The 16,781-nt window shown below is 72.3% G+C and carries 12 protein-coding genes (1 of these 12 cut by a window edge); 7 read left to right on the top strand and 5 right to left on the bottom strand.

The window, feature by feature from the left end:
- Positions 1–80: 80 nt before the first annotated feature.
- Positions 81–1,910 carry a BACON domain-containing protein gene (locus AC4BEG_RS14975; RefSeq protein ID WP_490706374.1) on the top strand — a complete coding sequence of 610 codons (1,830 nt, stop codon included), beginning with the start codon at positions 81–83 and terminating at the stop codon, positions 1,908–1,910.
- Between the two features lie 204 nt (positions 1,911–2,114).
- Here the strand turns inward: AC4BEG_RS14975 and AC4BEG_RS14970 are convergent, their stop codons facing one another.
- Positions 2,115–2,951, bottom strand: coding sequence for a DUF3109 family protein (locus AC4BEG_RS14970; protein WP_490706373.1), 837 nt, complete (start codon positions 2,949–2,951; stop codon positions 2,115–2,117).
- An 83-nt stretch (positions 2,952–3,034) separates the two neighbouring features.
- Between AC4BEG_RS14970 and AC4BEG_RS14965 the strand changes: the two genes are divergently transcribed.
- The 4 genes from AC4BEG_RS14965 to ilvD all read left to right on the top strand — a co-directional run bounded on the left by AC4BEG_RS14965 (position 3,035) and on the right by ilvD (position 7,705).
- Positions 3,035–3,964 (top strand): Ppx/GppA family phosphatase, encoded by a 930-nt coding sequence (locus AC4BEG_RS14965; protein ID WP_490706372.1) that lies wholly within the window; start codon positions 3,035–3,037, stop codon positions 3,962–3,964.
- Between the two features lie 181 nt (positions 3,965–4,145).
- Positions 4,146–4,976, top strand: coding sequence for a sugar phosphate isomerase/epimerase family protein (locus AC4BEG_RS14960; RefSeq protein ID WP_490707088.1), 831 nt, complete (start codon positions 4,146–4,148; stop codon positions 4,974–4,976).
- Positions 4,973–5,683, top strand: a complete 711-nt coding sequence (locus AC4BEG_RS14955) for a TetR/AcrR family transcriptional regulator (RefSeq protein WP_490706371.1) — start codon at positions 4,973–4,975, stop codon at positions 5,681–5,683. Before AC4BEG_RS14960 ends, AC4BEG_RS14955 begins: the two co-directional genes overlap by 4 nt.
- Positions 5,684–5,854: 171 nt before the next feature.
- A complete protein-coding gene (ilvD, locus tag AC4BEG_RS14950) occupies positions 5,855–7,705 on the top strand; it encodes a dihydroxy-acid dehydratase (RefSeq protein ID WP_490706370.1) in 1,851 nt (616 codons plus the stop codon).
- A 27-nt stretch (positions 7,706–7,732) separates the two neighbouring features.
- On the opposite strand, the gene AC4BEG_RS14945 is transcribed toward ilvD, so the two are convergent.
- Positions 7,733–10,021 carry a protein kinase domain-containing protein gene (locus AC4BEG_RS14945; RefSeq protein WP_490706369.1) on the bottom strand — a complete coding sequence of 763 codons (2,289 nt, stop codon included), beginning with the start codon at positions 10,019–10,021 and terminating at the stop codon, positions 7,733–7,735.
- A gap of 144 nt (positions 10,022–10,165) precedes the next feature.
- Here AC4BEG_RS14945 and AC4BEG_RS14940 point away from each other — a divergent pair, with 144 nt between their 5' ends.
- Positions 10,166–10,480 carry an SH3 domain-containing protein gene (locus AC4BEG_RS14940; protein ID WP_490706368.1) on the top strand — a complete coding sequence of 105 codons (315 nt, stop codon included), beginning with the start codon at positions 10,166–10,168 and terminating at the stop codon, positions 10,478–10,480.
- Between the two features lie 3 nt (positions 10,481–10,483).
- Here AC4BEG_RS14940 and AC4BEG_RS14935 read toward each other — a convergent pair whose 3' ends face one another.
- Both AC4BEG_RS14935 and AC4BEG_RS14930 read right to left on the bottom strand, forming a co-directional pair.
- Positions 10,484–12,754: a serine/threonine-protein kinase gene (locus AC4BEG_RS14935; protein ID WP_490706367.1), complete on the bottom strand. Its 2,271-nt coding sequence runs from the start codon at positions 12,752–12,754 to the stop codon at positions 10,484–10,486.
- A 211-nt stretch (positions 12,755–12,965) separates the two neighbouring features.
- On the bottom strand, positions 12,966–14,567 hold the full coding sequence (locus AC4BEG_RS14930; protein WP_490706366.1) for a SulP family inorganic anion transporter: 1,602 nt from the start codon (positions 14,565–14,567) through the stop codon (positions 12,966–12,968).
- Between the two features lie 897 nt (positions 14,568–15,464).
- On the opposite strand from AC4BEG_RS14930, the gene proC reads away from it, so the two are divergent.
- Positions 15,465–16,274, top strand: coding sequence for a pyrroline-5-carboxylate reductase (gene proC, locus AC4BEG_RS14925; RefSeq protein ID WP_490706365.1), 810 nt, complete (start codon positions 15,465–15,467; stop codon positions 16,272–16,274).
- Between the two features lies 1 nt (position 16,275).
- Here the strand turns inward: proC and trpS are convergent, their stop codons facing one another.
- Positions 16,276–16,781 carry the end of a tryptophan--tRNA ligase gene (gene trpS / locus AC4BEG_RS14920; protein ID WP_490706364.1) on the bottom strand. Its footprint extends 517 nt past the window's final position, so 506 of the gene's 1,023 nt are visible here — the last part of the coding sequence; its start codon lies beyond the right edge, outside the window; the stop codon is at positions 16,276–16,278.

Genomic DNA, 16,781 nt, shown 5'->3' with positions numbered 1-16,781 from the left:
GGGAGATGGTCACCCGTAAGGGTTAAAACTGTGCAAGTGGCGCGAAGAAGTCTGCATCATCCGCCTACCGTCACCAAGTGATGAGCAGCAGGTCCGAGCACTCGACACAGGCCACCGGCGGACACCGGGCGGATCGGCGTGCGCCGCGCTCCGGCAATACGCGCCCCCAGCGCCCGCCCGCGCGCTACGAGCCGTACCTCGACGGCCTGTTCACGTACTGCCTGTCGGTCCTGTGCGAACACGACGCGGCTGCCGCCACCCTCGGCGATGTGCTGGCGGTGGCCGAGCGCCGGCGCGGCCGGGGGCGTGGGCGCGGGCCCGCCGAGGGGGATCTGTGCCGCCCCTGGCTCTACGCGGTCGCCCGCTGGGCCTGTCTGCGGAAGCTGGCCGAGCTGAAGGAGCGTCGGGAGTACCGGGGGCTCAGGGACTGGCGGGCGGTCCGCACGCGCCACGGCGACCAGGGGCCGGACACCCCGCTGGGCGTCGCCGACACGACCACTGCCGCTTCCGCCGCCGCTTCCGCCGCGGACGCCGGGCTGCCCGAGCCGCTCGCCGCCCAGCGCCGCCGTGAACTGGCCGCGCTCGCCTGGCCGGAGGCCGCCGGGACCACCGCCGAGCAGCGCGAGGCGCTCGAGCTCGCGGTGCGCCATCAGCTCACCCCGGCCGAGGTGGCCGCCGCGCTCGGCAAGGAGCAGGACGAGACCCGCACCCTGCTCGCCAGCGCGGCCTGCGAGGTGGAGCGGACCCGCGCCGCGCTCGCCGTCGTCGAGCTGGGCCACTGCCCGGTGGTCGCCCGGCTCGCGGGCGACACCCAGGTGCTGCTCTCCGCCGCCCTCCGCCGTGAGCTGGTGCGGCACGTGGACGACTGCCGTGAGTGCCGCCGGATGGCCGAGCGGGCCACGGCGAACGGCCCCTGGCCCGGTACAGCCGCGGCGCCCGCCGCGCTGCCGCTGGTGGAGGCGCCGCGGGCGGCGGTGCGGGCCGCGATGATGTGCGCCCTCAGCGGGCGCCCCGCACGCGCCGTCCCGGGCCCCCGCTTCGATCGGCGCGGCTTCCCGCTGGACCCCCAGGACCGGGCCGCGCGGCGCAGCCGGATGCGCAGCCGCGCGCTCACCACCACAGTGGTCGCCACGGTCGTGGCGGCCCCGGTGCTCGCGCTGTGGGCGGCTTACCGGGGCGCCCCGCTGGCCGGTGACGAGCACGACACGGACTCGGTGGCCGCCGCCAATGCGGACGCCGCCGAGCAGGAGCCCGCCGGTCACAAGGGGCTGGACGGACGCTCCTACGAGCGCACCGGCAGCGCGCAGGACCGTTCCGGCGCTCCGCTCGGCGCCACCCGGAGCGCCAAGGGCGGCAAGCGGCCGTCGGATGTCTCGGTCGAGGTCATCAGCCCGGACGGCACGGTGGAGCACCGTCACCGTGGTGGGCACGCCGGGAAGAACGGCGACCGGCGGCCGGGCACACCGGGCTCCACGGACCGCGGCGACCGTCCCGGCGGCAGCTCCGGCCCGGCCCGTCCCGCGCCCGGTCCGGGGCGGCTGACCGTCGAGGCCCAGCCCCAGGGCGATACGACCGTCATCACCCTCACGGCCTCCGGTGGCTCCCCGGTCCGCTGGTCCGCCTCCGCGGGGGCGGACTGGCTCCTGCTGAACCACACGGCCGGGATGCTCCGGTCCGGCGAGTCCACGACGATCACGGTCTCGGTGGACCAGGAGCGCGAGCCGTCCGGCCACTGGAGTGCCCGGGTCACGATCGGGCCCTCGGGCGCGGCCGTGGTGATCGAGGGCCAGGGCGCGCCCCCCGAGCCGACGCCCGGGCCCAGTGAGCCGTCCGGCACCCCGAGCCCCACGCCGGACGATCCGTCCCCCGCCCCTTCCGGCTCCGGTTCCGCGAAGACACCGAAGGACTAGCCACCGCAAGACCAGGCCCGCAGGACCGGCCGGGTGCGGCTAGGTCCTGTCCTGTCGATCTTCGTGGATCAGCCCGCGGCGTCTGGTGCCGTGGATCGTAAGGCGGAGGGTCGTCCTCGTACTGGGCGTACTCGGAAGATCCCGACAACGCGGCGAGGCGCGGTGCCAGGCGTCGCGGGCCCGCGAAGATCGGTAGGACAGGGCCTATACGGCCGGGTCGGCCGGATGCGGGGCCAGCAGCGGCAGCGTGGACGCCAGGCGGGCCTCGCAGAGCTCGGCCAGCCGGTCGTATCCGGCCTTGCCCATCAGCTCGGTGAGCTCCGGCCGGTAGGAGACGTAGACCGGATCACCGGCCCCGTGCGCCGAGGTCGCCGAGGTGCACCACCAGTGCAGATCGTGGCCGCCCGGCCCCCAGCCGCGCCGGTCGTACTCGCCGATGGTGACCTGGAGCACCTGGGTGTCGTCGGGCCGGTCGATCCACTCGTACGTCCGCCGCACCGGCAGCTGCCAGCACACGTCCGGCTTGGTCTCCAGCGGTTCGCGCCCCTCGCGCAGCGCCAGGATGTGCAGGGCGCAGCCCGCGCCGCCCGCGAATCCGGGGCGGTTCTGGAAGATGCACGAGCCCTGGTGGCGGCGGGTCTGGCGCTCACCGTCCTCGTCCTCCTGCACCCAGCCGCGGGTGTGCCCCTCGTCGTGGAACTGCCAGATCTCCGGGGTGAGCCGGGCCATATGGCGCCCGACGCGCTTCTCGTCCTCCTCGTCCGAGAAGTGCGCGCCCAGCGTGCAGCAGCCATCGCTCGCGCGGCCCGCCTGGATGCCCTGGCAGCCCTGGCCGAAAACGCACGTCCATCGGGAGGTCAGCCAGGTCAGATCACACCGGAAGACCTGTTCGTCGTCGGCCGGATCGGGGAATTCGACCCACGCGCGGGCGAAGTCGAGGCCGACCTCGTCCCCGTCCGGGGGCGAGATCTGTTCCTCGGCCCTCCGCTCCGGGGCGATCTTCTGGCCTTTGTCCTGCTTCGCCTTTTTCGTCTTTGCCACGGAGCAAGGGTATGCCCCTCGGCCGAAAGTGGAAGGTGGGGACCCGTGCATGAGTACGCACTCTGCGCAGTAGCGTTCTGGCCATGAGACTCGGTGTCCTCGATGTGGGTTCGAATACCGTCCACCTGCTGGTGGTGGACGCGCATCCCGGCGCGCGCCCGCTGCCCGCGCACTCGCACAAGGTGGAGCTGCGGTTGGCCGAACTCCTCGACGGCGACGGAGCCATCGGCCCCGAGGGGGTGGAACGCCTGATCGCGGTGGTCCACGAGGCCCTTCAGGCGGCCGAGGACAAGGGCGTCGAGGATGTGCTGCCGTTCGCGACCTCCGCCGTCCGGGAGGCGGCCAACGCCGATGACGTCCTCGCCCGGGTCGCCGAGGAGACCGGGGTCCGGCTCCAGGTGCTCAGCGGCGCGGACGAGGCGCGGCTCACCTTCCTGGCCGCTCGCCGCTGGTTCGGCTGGTCAGCGGGGAAGCTGCTGGTCCTGGACATCGGCGGTGGCTCGCTGGAGATCGCGTACGGGCTCGACGAGGAGCCCGACGCGGCCGTGTCGCTGCCGCTGGGCGCGGGCCGGCTGACCTCCTCCTGGCTGCCCGGGGACCCGCCCGACGCGGCCGACGTACGGGCGCTGCGGCGCCATGTGCGGGCCGAGATCGCCCGGACCGTCGGCGACTTCAGCCGTCATGGCGCCCCGGACCATGTGGTGGCCACCTCCAAGACCTTCAAACAGCTGGCCAGGATCGCGGGCGCGGCCCGTTCCACCGAGGGCCTGTACGTCGAGCGGCGGCTGACCCGCAGGGCGCTGGAGGAGTGGGTGCCCAAGCTGGCCGCCATGCCCGTGGCGGAACGCGCCGAGCTGCCCGGGGTGTCCGAGGGGCGGGCGGCGCAGCTGCTGGCCGGGGCGCTGGTCGCGGAGGGCGCCATGGACCTCTTCGGCGTCGACGAGCTGGAGATCTGCCCGTGGGCGCTGCGCGAGGGCGTCATCCTGCGTCGGCTGGACCATCTGCCGACGTGACGCTCGCCACGGTCGGAGGGTGGCGGCCGGGACGGAGCTCAGGGCCGTTTCCGGCCCGCCACGATGTCGCCCTGGTCCGGCCATGACCTGTTTGTGACCGCGCCATGACGGCGTGCTCTCGACCCGTTCTGCTCGCGGCCCGACGGGCCGCCGTACGCTGTCCCTCGTGACAGAGCCAGTGGTGCGCATCCCGGATGCGAAGGTCGCGCTGTCCACAGCCTCGGTCTATCCGGAGTCGACGGCGACGGCGTTCGAGATCGCCGCCCGTCTGGGCTACGACGGTGTCGAGGTCATGGTGTGGACCGATCCGGTCAGCCAGGACATCGAGGCCCTGCGTCGGCTCTCGGACTACCACCAGGTGCCGATCCTCGCGGTGCACGCGCCATGCCTGCTGATCACGCAGCGGGTGTGGTCCACCGATCCCTGGGTCAAGCTCCAGCGGGCGAGGTCGGCGGCCGAGAAGCTGGGTGCCTCCACCGTCGTCGTCCACCCGCCCTTCCGGTGGCAGCGTTCCTACGCCCGCGAGTTCGTCCGCGGAATCTGGCGGATGGCGGACGAGACCGATGTGCGGTTCGCGGTCGAGAACATGTACCCGTGGCGCTACCGCGACCGCGAGATGCTCGCCTACGCACCGGACTGGGACGTCACCAAGGACGATTACCGGCACTTCACGATCGATCTGTCGCACACCGCCACCGCCCGCACCGACGCGATCGGCATGGTGGACCGCATGGGCGACCGGCTGGCCCATGTCCACCTCGCCGACGGCCATGGCTCCAACAAGGACGAGCACCTGGTGCCGGGGCGCGGTGTCCAGCCCTGCGCCGAGCTGCTGGAACGTCTCGCCCTCAATGGGTTCGACGGCCATGTGGTGGTCGAGGTCAACACCCGGCGCGCGATGTCCACCACCGAGCGTGAGGCCGATCTCGCGGAGGCGCTGGCCTTCACCCGGCTCCATCTGGCCTCGCCGACCCCGAAGTCCCGCTCCGGCAGGACGGTGCCCGGTTCATGACCTCCGCCGCGCCCTCACCCGCCACCGGCCCCGACGACCGCGCGGCCGATGCCCCCGCCACCGGCTCCGGCTCGGCAGGCAACGGTGCCACCGGCCCCGGCGGTCCGCGCAAGCGTGGCCGTCCCGCCCGTGCCCGCGCCGGTGACGGGCCCGCCGCCCGCGACCGGATCCTGGCCGCCGCGCGCAACGAGTTCGCCGAGCGCGGCTACGACAAGACCTCGATCCGCGGTATCGCCAAGGCCGCGGATGTGGATCCCGCGCTGGTCCACCACTACTTCGGTGCCAAGGAACAGGTCTTCGGCGCGGCCATCGAACTGATCCTGGCCCCCGCGATGACCGTGCCGGACGCCGTCCACGGGAGCGGCGGCCTGGAGGGCGCGGGCGAGCGGATGGCCCGCTCCATCCTGGACATCTGGGAGAACCCGGTCACCCGGCTTCCGGTGCTGGCCGTGCTGCGCTCCGCGCTGACCAACGAGGCCGCCGCCACGGTGCTCCGCGAGCTGATCGAGCGTCGGCTGCTGCTGCGGATGGCGGGTGAGCTGGAGGTACCGAACCCCGAGTTCCGGGCCCAGCTGGCCGCGGCCCACATGATCGGGATCGCGATGCTGCGCTATGTGATCAGGATGGAGCCGGTGGCCTCCGCCGGGACGGAGGAGATCATCGCCATGGTGGGACCGACCCTCCAGCGCTATCTCACCGAGGACTGAGCCCCGGGCGCGATCCCGCGGCACCGGTCGGACCTTTCCGAGGAGTGAGCCGGTCATCCCGCGATCCGGACGGACTGTCCGGATCGCGGATGTGAGGCGTAGGCTCAGAAGACTCCGATCCACGCGATCCGCACCACGATCGCCATCCGCATGACGAGGGAGCCGAGTACCGTGCCCGAGCTGAGGTCCCGCACCGTCACCCACGGCCGCAACATGGCGGGCGCCCGCGCCCTGATGCAGGCGTCCGGCGTAGCGCGTGAGGACTTCGGCAAGCCCATTGTGGCCGTGGCCAACAGCTTCACCGAGTTCGTGCCCGGCCACACCCACCTCCAGCCGGTCGGCCGGATCGTCAGCGAGGCGGTCCACGCGGCGGGCGGCATCCCCCGCGAGTTCAACACCATCGCGGTGGACGACGGCATCGCCATGGGCCACGGCGGGATGCTCTACTCACTGCCCTCCCGCGACCTGATCGCCGACTCCGTCGAGTACATGGTCCAGGCCCACTGTGCGGACGCGCTGATCTGCATCTCCAACTGCGACAAGATCACGCCCGGAATGCTGATGGCCGCGATGCGGCTCAACATCCCGACCGTCTTCGTCTCCGGCGGCCCCATGGAGGCGGGCCGGGCCACGCTGGTCGACGGCACCGTCCGCAAGCTGGACCTGATCAACGCGATCTCCGACGCGGTCAACGAGAACGTCTCGGACGAGGACATCCTCCGCATCGAGCAGAACGCCTGCCCGACCTGCGGCTCCTGTTCCGGCATGTTCACCGCCAACTCGATGAACTGCCTGACCGAGGCGATGGGCCTCGCCCTCCCAGGCAACGGCTCGGTGCTGGCCACCCACACCGCCCGCAAGGCGCTCTACGAGACCGCGGGCCGCACCGTCGTGGAGATCACCAAGCGCCACTACGAGCAGGACGACCACACCGTGCTGCCGCGCTCCATCGGCTCCCGCGCCGCCTTCGAGAACGCCATGGCACTCGACATCGCCATGGGCGGCTCGACCAACACCATCCTGCATCTGCTGGCCGCCGCCCAGGAGGCCGGTCTCGACTACGACCTGAAGGACATCGACGAGGTCTCCCGCCGGGTGCCCTGTCTGGCCAAGGTCGCGCCGAACGTCGCGCCCAGCGGCACGTACTACATGGAGGACGTGCACCGCGCGGGCGGCATCCCGGCCATCCTGGGCGAGCTGTTCCGCGGCGGGCTGCTGAACGAGGACGTCCACTCCGTCCACAGCTCCTCGCTCGCCGACTGGCTCAAGACCTGGGACGTGCGCGGCGGTTCACCGTCGGCCGAGGCCGTCGAGCTGTGGCACGCGGCCCCCGGCTGCCGGCGCTCCGCCACCGCCTTCTCGCAGTCCGAGCGCTGGGACACCCTGGACACCGACGCCGCGGGCGGCTGCATCCGCGACATGGAGCACGCCTACTCCAAGGACGGCGGGCTCGCGGTCCTCAGGGGCAATCTGGCCGTCGACGGCTGTGTGGTGAAGACCGCGGGCGTGGACGAGTCGATCTGGACCTTCGAAGGCCCGGCCGTGGTCTGCGAATCGCAGGAAGAGGCCGTCGACAAGATCCTGAACAAGCAGGTCACCGAGGGCGATGTGGTGGTCATCCGCTACGAGGGACCCAAGGGCGGCCCCGGGATGCAGGAGATGCTCTACCCGACCTCCTTCCTCAAGGGCCGCGGTCTGGGCAAGGCCTGCGCGCTGATCACCGACGGCCGCTTCTCCGGCGGCACATCGGGCCTGTCCATCGGCCACGCCTCGCCCGAGGCGGCGTCCGGCGGCACCATCGCCCTGGTCCAGGACGGCGACCGGATCCGGATCGACATCCCGGGCCGGACCATCGAACTCCTGGTGAGCGATGCGGAGCTGACGGCCCGCCGGGAGGCTCTCGGCGGTGTCTACGCCCCGAAGGACCGCGAGCGCGAGGTGTCCACCGCGCTGCGCGCCTACGCGGCGATGGCCACCAGCGCCGACAAGGGCGCCGTCCGCGACATCAGCCGCCTCGGCTGACGGGCGGCACCGGGTCGGCGCCAGGGCTCACCAGTTCGCCGGGTTCCGCCCGTCCACCCCGAAGACCGTGCCGTCCGGGGCCGCCGCGAACACCTTGCCGTCCGCCGCCACCGGTGCGGGCACCAGCTCCAGATAGCGCTGCCCGGCCCGGCCCGCGCGCGGCTCGGTCTGGCCGAGCAGTGTGCCCCGCCCGGCGTCCACCGCCAGCAGCCTGCCGTCCGCGGCCGAGAAGTACAGCCGTCCGTCCGTAGCCACCAGCTGTGAGGCGTTGGCCACCGAGGTCTCCAGCCGCCAGCCCTGCTTGCCCCGCTCGGTGTCCACGGCCAGCAACCCGCCGTCCGCGCACAGCAGATACCCCGTCCCGCCCTCGGCGACCGCGCTGGTCGCGGAGACCGGCGAGGTCAACGGGGTGCGGTGGACGCCGCCACGCCCCGGTTCATAGCGCACCACGGCGGTGGTACGGCTCTGGGCGTCGGTCTCGGTCAGCAGCAGGGCGCCGCGCGGCCCGGCCCCGGCGGGGATGAGGTGCCCGGCGAACGCATGCCGCCACCGCGTCGCGCCACGCTCCGTGTCCACCGCGGTGACCAGGGTGCGCGACCCGTCGGGGGAGCTGGTGACGGCGTACGCGGTCCGGCCGTCGCCGTACGCGAAGAAGCTGGGCAGGGTGTGCCCGGACAGCCGGTGGTGCCAGCGTTCCCGGTTGGTGGCGCCGTCGACCGCCCGGACCGTGCCGTCCGCCGCGACCAGCAACACCGTGTCACCCGCGGGGTGGACCCGGCCGTCGTAGTCGGACACATCACGGCTCCAGCGCACCCGGTGGGTGGCCGGATCCAGCGCCTCCAGTCGCGTCCCGTCCGGCGACACCACCCGCAGCAGACCACCGGAGAGCACCGGGGCGGTGGGGACCCCGTCGTCCGAAGCGCTGCCCGCGGCCGGGCGGGACCACTTCACCCGGCCGTCGCCCGGGTCGAGCCGCGCGGCTCCGACACCCGGCCCGGCGCAGTACAGCGCCCCGTCCCCGTACGAGCAGAACGCGGGCCGCGCCGTGCCGGTGCCCGCCGGCTCGCCGCCGCCCAGGGTGGCCCGCCACGGCCGCCACGGTGTGGACGTGGCCGCGCTGTTCTGCGTCCCGCCCGCCTCCGTATCCGGGTGCGACCGGTCGAACTGGCGCACTGCCACTACCGTGCCGGCGGCGAGCAGCACGGCGGCCGTGAGCCCGGCCGTCACCCAGCGTCGCACCTTCCCGCGCCGCACCGGGCGGGAGCCGGGCGCCGCCTCCTTGACATGGGTGTCGGTGTCCCCGGTGGCCGCGCCGCCGCCGTCGCCGTGGTCCTGACCGGTCGCTCCGGGATCCACCCCGTCGTCCTCCGGCCGCCGCTCCGGTGCCGCCGCCGAGCCCCGGCCCGGCAGCGACACCGGGTCCGGTGTGCGCGGCGCCGGTACCAGCGGCACGGCGGCGCACGGCAGCGGCGGCAGCGGCGGCAGCGGTCCGCCCATCGCGCGCAACACCGTCATCAGGGCGTCCGGAGTGGGGCGCTCCCGGGGGTCCTTGGCCAGACAGCGCTCCACGAGCGGCAGCAACTCGTCCGGCACCCCGGCGAGATCGGCCTCGTCGTGCACCACCTGGTACGCCACGAGATAGGGGCTCTCGGACTCGAACGGCCCGCGTCCGGTGGCCGCGTGCACCAGCACCGACCCCAGCGCGAACACATCCGCGGCCGGGCCCACCGTACGCGGCCGCTGGAACTGCTCGGGCGCCATGAACGGCGGGGTGCCGATCAACTGCCCGGTCTCGGTGCGCAGTTCACTGTCGGCGGGCCGGGAGATCCCGAAGTCGATGACCTTGGGACCGTCCGCCGCGAGCAGGACATTGCTCGGCTTGAGATCGCGGTGCACCACCCCGGCCCGGTGGATGTCGCGCAGCGCCTCCGCGAGCCCCGAGGCCAGCCGCACCACGTCGCCCGCCGCCAGCGGGCCGTTCCGCTTGACCTCTTCGGCAAGGGTGGGGGCGGGGATGTACTGGGTGGCCATCCATGGCCGCGGATCGTCCGGAGCGGCGTCCACCACCGGTGCGGTGAACGCGCCGCTAACCCGCCGCGCGGCCGCCACCTCCTGCCGGAACCGCGCCCGGAACTCGGGGTCCTGGGCGTACTCGGCATGGACGACCTTGACCGCCAGCCGTCGCCCCGACGTCGAGCGCGCCAGGTGCACCACACCCATGCCACCCGAGCCGAGACGGGTCTCGAGCCGATACTGCCCGGCGAACTCCGGATCCTCCACGTCCGGGCCCGCTCCGGGTCTGTGCACCGGCGACATGCCCCACCCCCGTGTCTCTGGGCCGCAGTTGCGACTCGGCGAGCCTAGTCGATGGCCTGTACGAACCTTGCTAGCCTCCGCATGTCGTGGCAGGTCACACGACATCCACACAACTCGGTAATCCGATCGACGGGGGAGGGCCCGATGGCCGACAACGAAGCCGCCATGGAAGAGAACGCCGGTGCACAGAGTGTGCAGAGCGCCGCGGCGGTGGTGACCTATCCGACCGCACCCAACCACCAGGTCAGCGTCCGCAGCGGTCCCGGCACCCACCACAGACTGATCAGAGTGCTGCCGTACAACACCCGGGTCCCCATCCGGTGTCAGCGGCACGGCCAGAAGGTCTCCGGCCCGTACGGCACCACGGACATCTGGGACAGCATCGCGCCCGGTGAGTATGTCTCCGACGCGTATGTGAAGACCGGCAGTGACGGCATGGTCACCGTGCCCTGCGGCTGACCGTCACCCCTCGAGCGCGGCGGCGCTCCGAGTGCCGCCGCTCTTGGGCGGGTGCGTAACTCCGCCCGGCGCGGGGCTCTTCGCGGGTTCCGCGTCCGGCCGCAGCGGGTCCACCGAGAACAGCGTCCCGTCGCTGGCCAACGCCACCACCGCGCCCCGCACCCGCAGGACCTGGGCAGGCTCGCCGCCGAGGCTGCCGGTCACGCTGCGTGCCGCGCTCTGCCACCGCTCCTTGCCCGTACGCGGGTCGAGCGCGAGCAGTCGGCCGCTGGTGCTGGAGAGATAGACGGTGTTCTCGCGCTCCGACATCAGCGGCCGCCCCAGCCGCTCCACAGTCGTCGGCTCGCTCCACAGTTGCTTGCCGCTCTTCGCGTCCACCACGGTGACTCTGCCGCTCTCCTGGACGAAGTAGACCCGGTCATCGACCAGCGTGGGCTCGCCCCGCGCGTTGTCCGGCAGCGCCGCGGTGCGGGTGGCGCCGGTGCGCACATCGACCCAGGTCATGGAGGAGTACCCGAACTGCCCGTGGTCCAGGCTCTCGTGCGGCACCAGCAGTTCATGGCCGACAAGACCCAGCGGATCGTCGACCTCCTTCAGCAGGGCCAGCTTCTTCGGGGTGCCGGTGCGCGGGTCGAGACGCAGCACCTTGTACCGGACGTCCCCGCCCTCCCCTGCTGCGTAGTCCTCCACACAGAGCGCGTACGGGACGCCGCCGTACGCCGCGGCCGTGCACAGCCGGCCGGGGGCCACGGGCATCGTCCACAGCCGCTCCCCGGTGGTCACCTTCCACGCGGTCAGCGATCGGTCACCGGGGTCGGTGACCAGCACTCCGTGGCCGAAGAGCGCGGTGTCGGTGCTGTCGCTGATCTGCCGGGACCATGACTTCCGGCCCGTCTCCGTGTCCAGGGCGACGACCCGGGGGGTGCTGTCGCTCGGGTCGTCGTGGACGATGACACGTCCGTCCCGCACCCCACTGGGCTGACTCTCGAGCGTCCCTTCCGCGCTGTCCTCCGCCAGGTCCTTGGTGTGCCACACCACACGCCCCGTGGCCCCGTCCACCCGGACCGTCGGAAAGCCCTCGCCACCGCAGTACAGCGCGGTGTCGACAGCGTGACAGCGCCCGGACACACCGCCGCTGAGGCCCTTCAGACGCATGGTCCTGTCGTCGACGCCCGAGGCCTCGACCAGCGACAGCTCCCACGGCCGCCAGCCTTCCGGAAGCGCGACCTTCCGCGCCGAGGCGGACGACTCGCTTTCCGGTCCGGCCGCGCCACCGCTGCGGACCCCGTCGCTGGGGGAGTTCACCAGCGCGACCGTGCCGGCGCCGAGGGCGAGCGCCACGGCGGCCGTCACCGCGGCGAGGACCGGCCGGCGTCTGCGGATCCCGCTGAGCGTGGTGGACCAGGTGCGCTGTGCACCGCTCCGGCCGCGCCGTTTCGTCGTGGCGACGTCCACCCGGACGACACCGTTCGTCGGCAGCTCGCCCAACAGCCGCTCCAGCTCGGGGAGTCCTGGGCGGGCGGCCGGATCCTTGGCCAGACAGCGCTCGACGATGCCGCGCAGCGGCTGTGCCACCTCCTCCAGCGCGGGTGGCTCATGCACGACCTGATACGCCGTCAAATACGGGCTCTCGCCGTCGAAGGGACTGCTCCCGGTCGCCGCGTAGACCAGCAGCGCGCCCAGCGAGAAGACATCCGAGGCGGCGGTGACCTCGCGCGGGCGGCTCAACTGCTCGGGTGACATGAACGGCGGGGTGCCCATCACCCGCCCCGTCACCGTGAGCACCTGGTTGTCCCCGGCCCGGGAGATCCCGAAGTCGATCACGCGCGGGCCGTCGTCGGCCATCAGCACATTGGCGGGCTTGAGATCGCGGTGCACCACCCCCACCCGGTGGATGTCGCTCAGCGCCTCGACCATCCCCAGCGCCAACTGCCGCAGCTCCCCGGCGTCGAGCGGGCCGCCGTCGGTCAACCGCTCGGAGAGGGTGGGCCCGGGTACGTAGAGGGTGGCCATCCAGGGGCGTTCGGCGTCCGGGTCGGCGTCCACGACGGGGGCGGTGAACGCGCCGCTGACCCGCCGCGCGGCCGCCACCTCCTGCCGGAAGCGGGTGCGGAACTCTTCGTCCTCGGCGAACTGCTGGTGGACCACCTTGACCGCGACCCGCCTGCCCGAGGCCGAGCGTGCCAGATGGACCACGCCCATTCCGCCGGAGCCGAGCCGGTCCTCCAGCGCGTAGTCGCCGATCCTCTCCGGATCCCCGGCGCTGAGCGGCATCGTCACCCCTCCCTCTGGCGCCCCGTATATGCGTGTCTGTCTTCCATCAGGTCCCGCTGGCCCCATCGGCACCATCGGTTCCCAGCCACCTCAGCCTAGAGGGCGCTTCCGGCGGGTGGCAGGGCGAACCCCGTTCACCGCGCTGACCCCGCGGACACGAGGGCCCCCGGCGCACGCGGCGCCGGGGGCCCGTCAGGAAGGTGCGGCGGTGTTACGCCAGGACCTTGTGCTCCTCGGGGGCCTCGGGAGCGTCCGGGGAGCCGGGTGTTGTGGAGCCGCGCGCCGCGGTGGTGCCCGCCTCATGGCTGACGACCGCGTTGTGCCGCTCGGTCCAGGCGGCCAGCGCCATACCGCAGGCGTGGTCCACATGGCGCAGCCCGCTCAGGTCCAGCTGCACCTCCCGCTCACGGGGCAGCGCCTCCAACTCGTCGAGCAGCTTGGGCAGCCGCAGGAAGGTGGCGTTGCCCAGCACCCGGACGCGGATCGGCGCGTCGCCCACGTCGTCCGGGTCGTCCGCGTCGTCGAGCCCGTGGACCTCCACATGGACGTGCGAGGTCTCCCAGGCGGTCTTGGCCACGGCCATCAGCAGACCGATGATGACGCCCTCGAACATGTTCGTGATCACGATCGCGCCCGCGGTCACCACGAGCACCACCGCCTCACCGCGGTGCTCCTTCCACAGCGGAACCAGGTCCTTGACCGGGATCAGCTTCCAGCCCGCGTGGATCAGCACACCCGCCAGCGCCGCCACCGGGATGATGCCGAGTGCCGACGGGAAGAGCACCGCGAAGATCAGCAGCCACACACCGTGCAGCACGCGCGACGCCTTCGTCTTCGCGCCCGCCCGCACATTGGCGGCGCTCCGCACGATCACCGCGGTCATCGGCAGCGCGCCCAGGGCACCGCACAGCGCGTTGCCCGCACCCTGTGCCATGAGCTCCTTGTCGTAGTCCGTCCGCGGACCGTCGTGCAGCCGGTCGACGGCGGCGGCGCTGAACAGGCTCTCGGCCGAGGCGATCAGGGTGAAGGCGAGGATGGTCCCGATGACGCCGACCTCGGCCAGCGCCGCGAACTCACCGCCGCCGGGCGGCTGCACCGCCTCCAGCAGTCCCTTGACCTCGACCCGGGCCACCGGGAGGTCGAACGCCGCGGTCGCGCCCGTCGCGAGGGCGACCGCCGCCAGCGGAGCGGGGAGGATCTCCGCCCCCTTGCGGAAGCGCGGCCACAGGATCAGCACCGCGATCGTCCCGACGCCCACGGCCACCGCCTTCCACGCGGTGCCGGAACCGGCCACATCCAGGATCAGCTGGGGGATGTGGCCGATCTTGCCGAGGCCGCTGCTCGGCGCCTTGGCGTCGGCGAGCGCGTAGAGCTGGGAGGCGATCAGCACCAGGCCGATGCCCGCGAGCATGCCCTGCACCACCGCGACCGAGATCGCGCGGAACCAGCGGCCCAGGCGCAGCGCGCCCATCGCCAGCTGGAGCAGCCCGGCGGCCAGGACGAGGACGCCCAGGGCGGCGAGGCCGTACTCCTCCACCGCCTCGTAGACGAGGACCGTCAACCCGGCGGCGGGGCCGCTGACCTGAAGGCTGCTGCCCGGCAGAAAGCCGGTGACCAGCCCGCCGACGATGCCGGTGATCAGGCCGAGCTCGGCCGGTACACCGGAGGCCACGGCCACGCCCACGCACAGGGGCACGGCGACGAGGAAGACGACGAGGGATGCGGTGAAGTCGGCACGGAGCGTTCCGGTGCTGACTCCGGAGCCCGGTGAGCTGCCTCCGGCACCGCGGAAACGATCAAGGATCTTTCGCATGAGGGTTGCCTCCAGAGCGCCCCGTCGACCTGCGCACAGGCAGCCGGGGGCGCGGCATAGCGCCACGTCAGTGGGATCGATGGAATCGGTCGCTGGCGGTTGGATCGCTTGCTGAAGAGAAGCGTCAGAGAAGCGTGAGAGCTGTGTGTCGTGGAACCGGGATCGCCGGGCTACGACGATGTGGCTCTCAGCAGCGGAAGATCTGAAGGAGGACGGGCAACTCGCCCGATCTCACGACGGGAACGGTCTGCCGTTCTGTGACGGCTGTGGTGACAGCGGTACGTGATGCCGACGGCACGGCATCGCATCCGCACACACATCCGTATTTGCCGCTCGGTGTGGGAGCAGTGAACGGGGCCCGTCCGCCACGGAGCCCGTGGCAGTCCTCTGCCCCGGTGTCATGGTGCGAGGAGAGGGTCCCGAGGGTCGGCCGGTGATCGGCGGACACCGTCGTGGCAATGGTCTCGGGGTGGGTGACCTGCGCCGATGCGCAGTCTGCCGCGATGAAGAGGGCGACTAAGACGGAAACCACGGCAAGCAGCCCGCGTGCGGTGTTCCGGAGCGTCCTCACCATCGCCCCCCTCCATGCGCGTATGTGACACCGACTCCCATTGTCCCCTGGAAGGCGTGATCGTTTGCAAGTTGATATGTAACTGAATTGTGAACACGGGGTTATCGAACGGGAGGATCGGGCTCCGTTCACCCCGGCGAGCGCTGGCGCGATCCAGCCCCTCCGATGCGCCGGGAGGCCGGGTAAAATTTAATTCATCGAACGATGAATTATGCGTCGTCACGCCGGTCGGCCCATGGGAGGATGGCGGAGTACGTCCCTGTGGGCACGACACGCCCACCAGCGCTCCAGCGCTCCACACCGCAAGGCATGAGGAGAGCCGCACCATGACGGAGAAGGTCGCCGTGCTCGGCACGGGAAAGATCGGCGAAGCCCTTCTCAGCGGAATGATCCGGGGCGGCTGGTCGCCGTCCGATCTGCTGGTCACCACGCGCCGCCCGGAGCGCGCCGAGGAGCTGCGCTCCCGGCACGGCGTCGAGCCCGTCTCCAACGCCGAGGCCGCCAAGTACGCCGACACCCTCATCCTCACCGTCAAACCGCAGGACATGGGGACCCTCCTCGACGAGCTGGCCCCGCACGTCCCCGCCGACCGGCTGGTCATCTCCGGCGCCGCGGGCATCCCCACCTCCTTCTTCGAGGAGCGGCTGGCCGCGGGCACCCCCGTCGTGCGGGTCATGACCAACACCCCCGCCCTGGTGGACGAGGCCATGTCGGTGATCTCGGCCGGCAGCCACGCCACCGAGGAGCATCTGGCCCACGCCGAGGCGATCTTCGGCGGCGTCGGCAAGACCCTCCGCGTCCCCGAGTCCCAGCAGGACGCCGCCACCGCCCTGTCCGGCTCCGGCCCCGCCTACTTCTACTTCCTCGTCGAGGCCATGACCGACGCGGGCATCCTGCTCGGCCTGCCCCGCGACAAGGCCCATGACCTCATCGTCCAGGCCGCCATCGGCGCCGCGGTGATGCTCCGCGACAGCGGGCAGCACCCAGTCAAGCTGCGTGAGGCCGTGACCTCCCCGGCGGGCACCACCATCAACGCCATCCGCGAACTGGAGAGCCACGGCGTGCGGGCCGCCCTCATCGCCGCCCTGGAGGCGGCCCGCGACCGCAGCCGCGAGCTCGCCTCAGGCAACGGCTGACTCACCCGGGCGGCAGCAGCCCCACCGCCGCGTACGCCGCGTCCACCCGCGGCCGCGCCAGCCCCCGCGCCCGCTCCGCCCCGGCCCGCAGCACCCCGTCCACATAAGAGGGGTCGGCACACAGCTCCGCGTGCCGGGCGCGGACCGGCCGCAGCAGCTCCAGCACCGCCTCGGCCACCGCGCCCTTGAGCGCGCCGTACGAGGTGAACTGCTCGGCCAGTACCTCCGGCTTGTCACCGGTGCACGAGGCGAGCACATCCAGCAGATTGGCCACCCCGGGCCGCTGCACGGGGTCGTAGACCACATCGGTCCCGCTGTCCGTCACCGCACGCATGATCTTCTTGCGGACCACATCCGTCTCATCGAGCAGATAGACGATCCCCGCGGTCTCGGCGTGCGACTTCCCCATCTTCGACAGCGGGTCCTGGAGGTCCATCACCCGCGCGGCCACCGGGGGGCGCGTCGCCCGCGGCACGGTGAAGACCGGCCCGTACCGCTGGTTGAACC

It is taken from the genome of Streptomyces sp. JLBJ103, from assembly GCF_058215575.1.
This window is presented reverse-complemented; position numbering and strand designations above follow the sequence as displayed.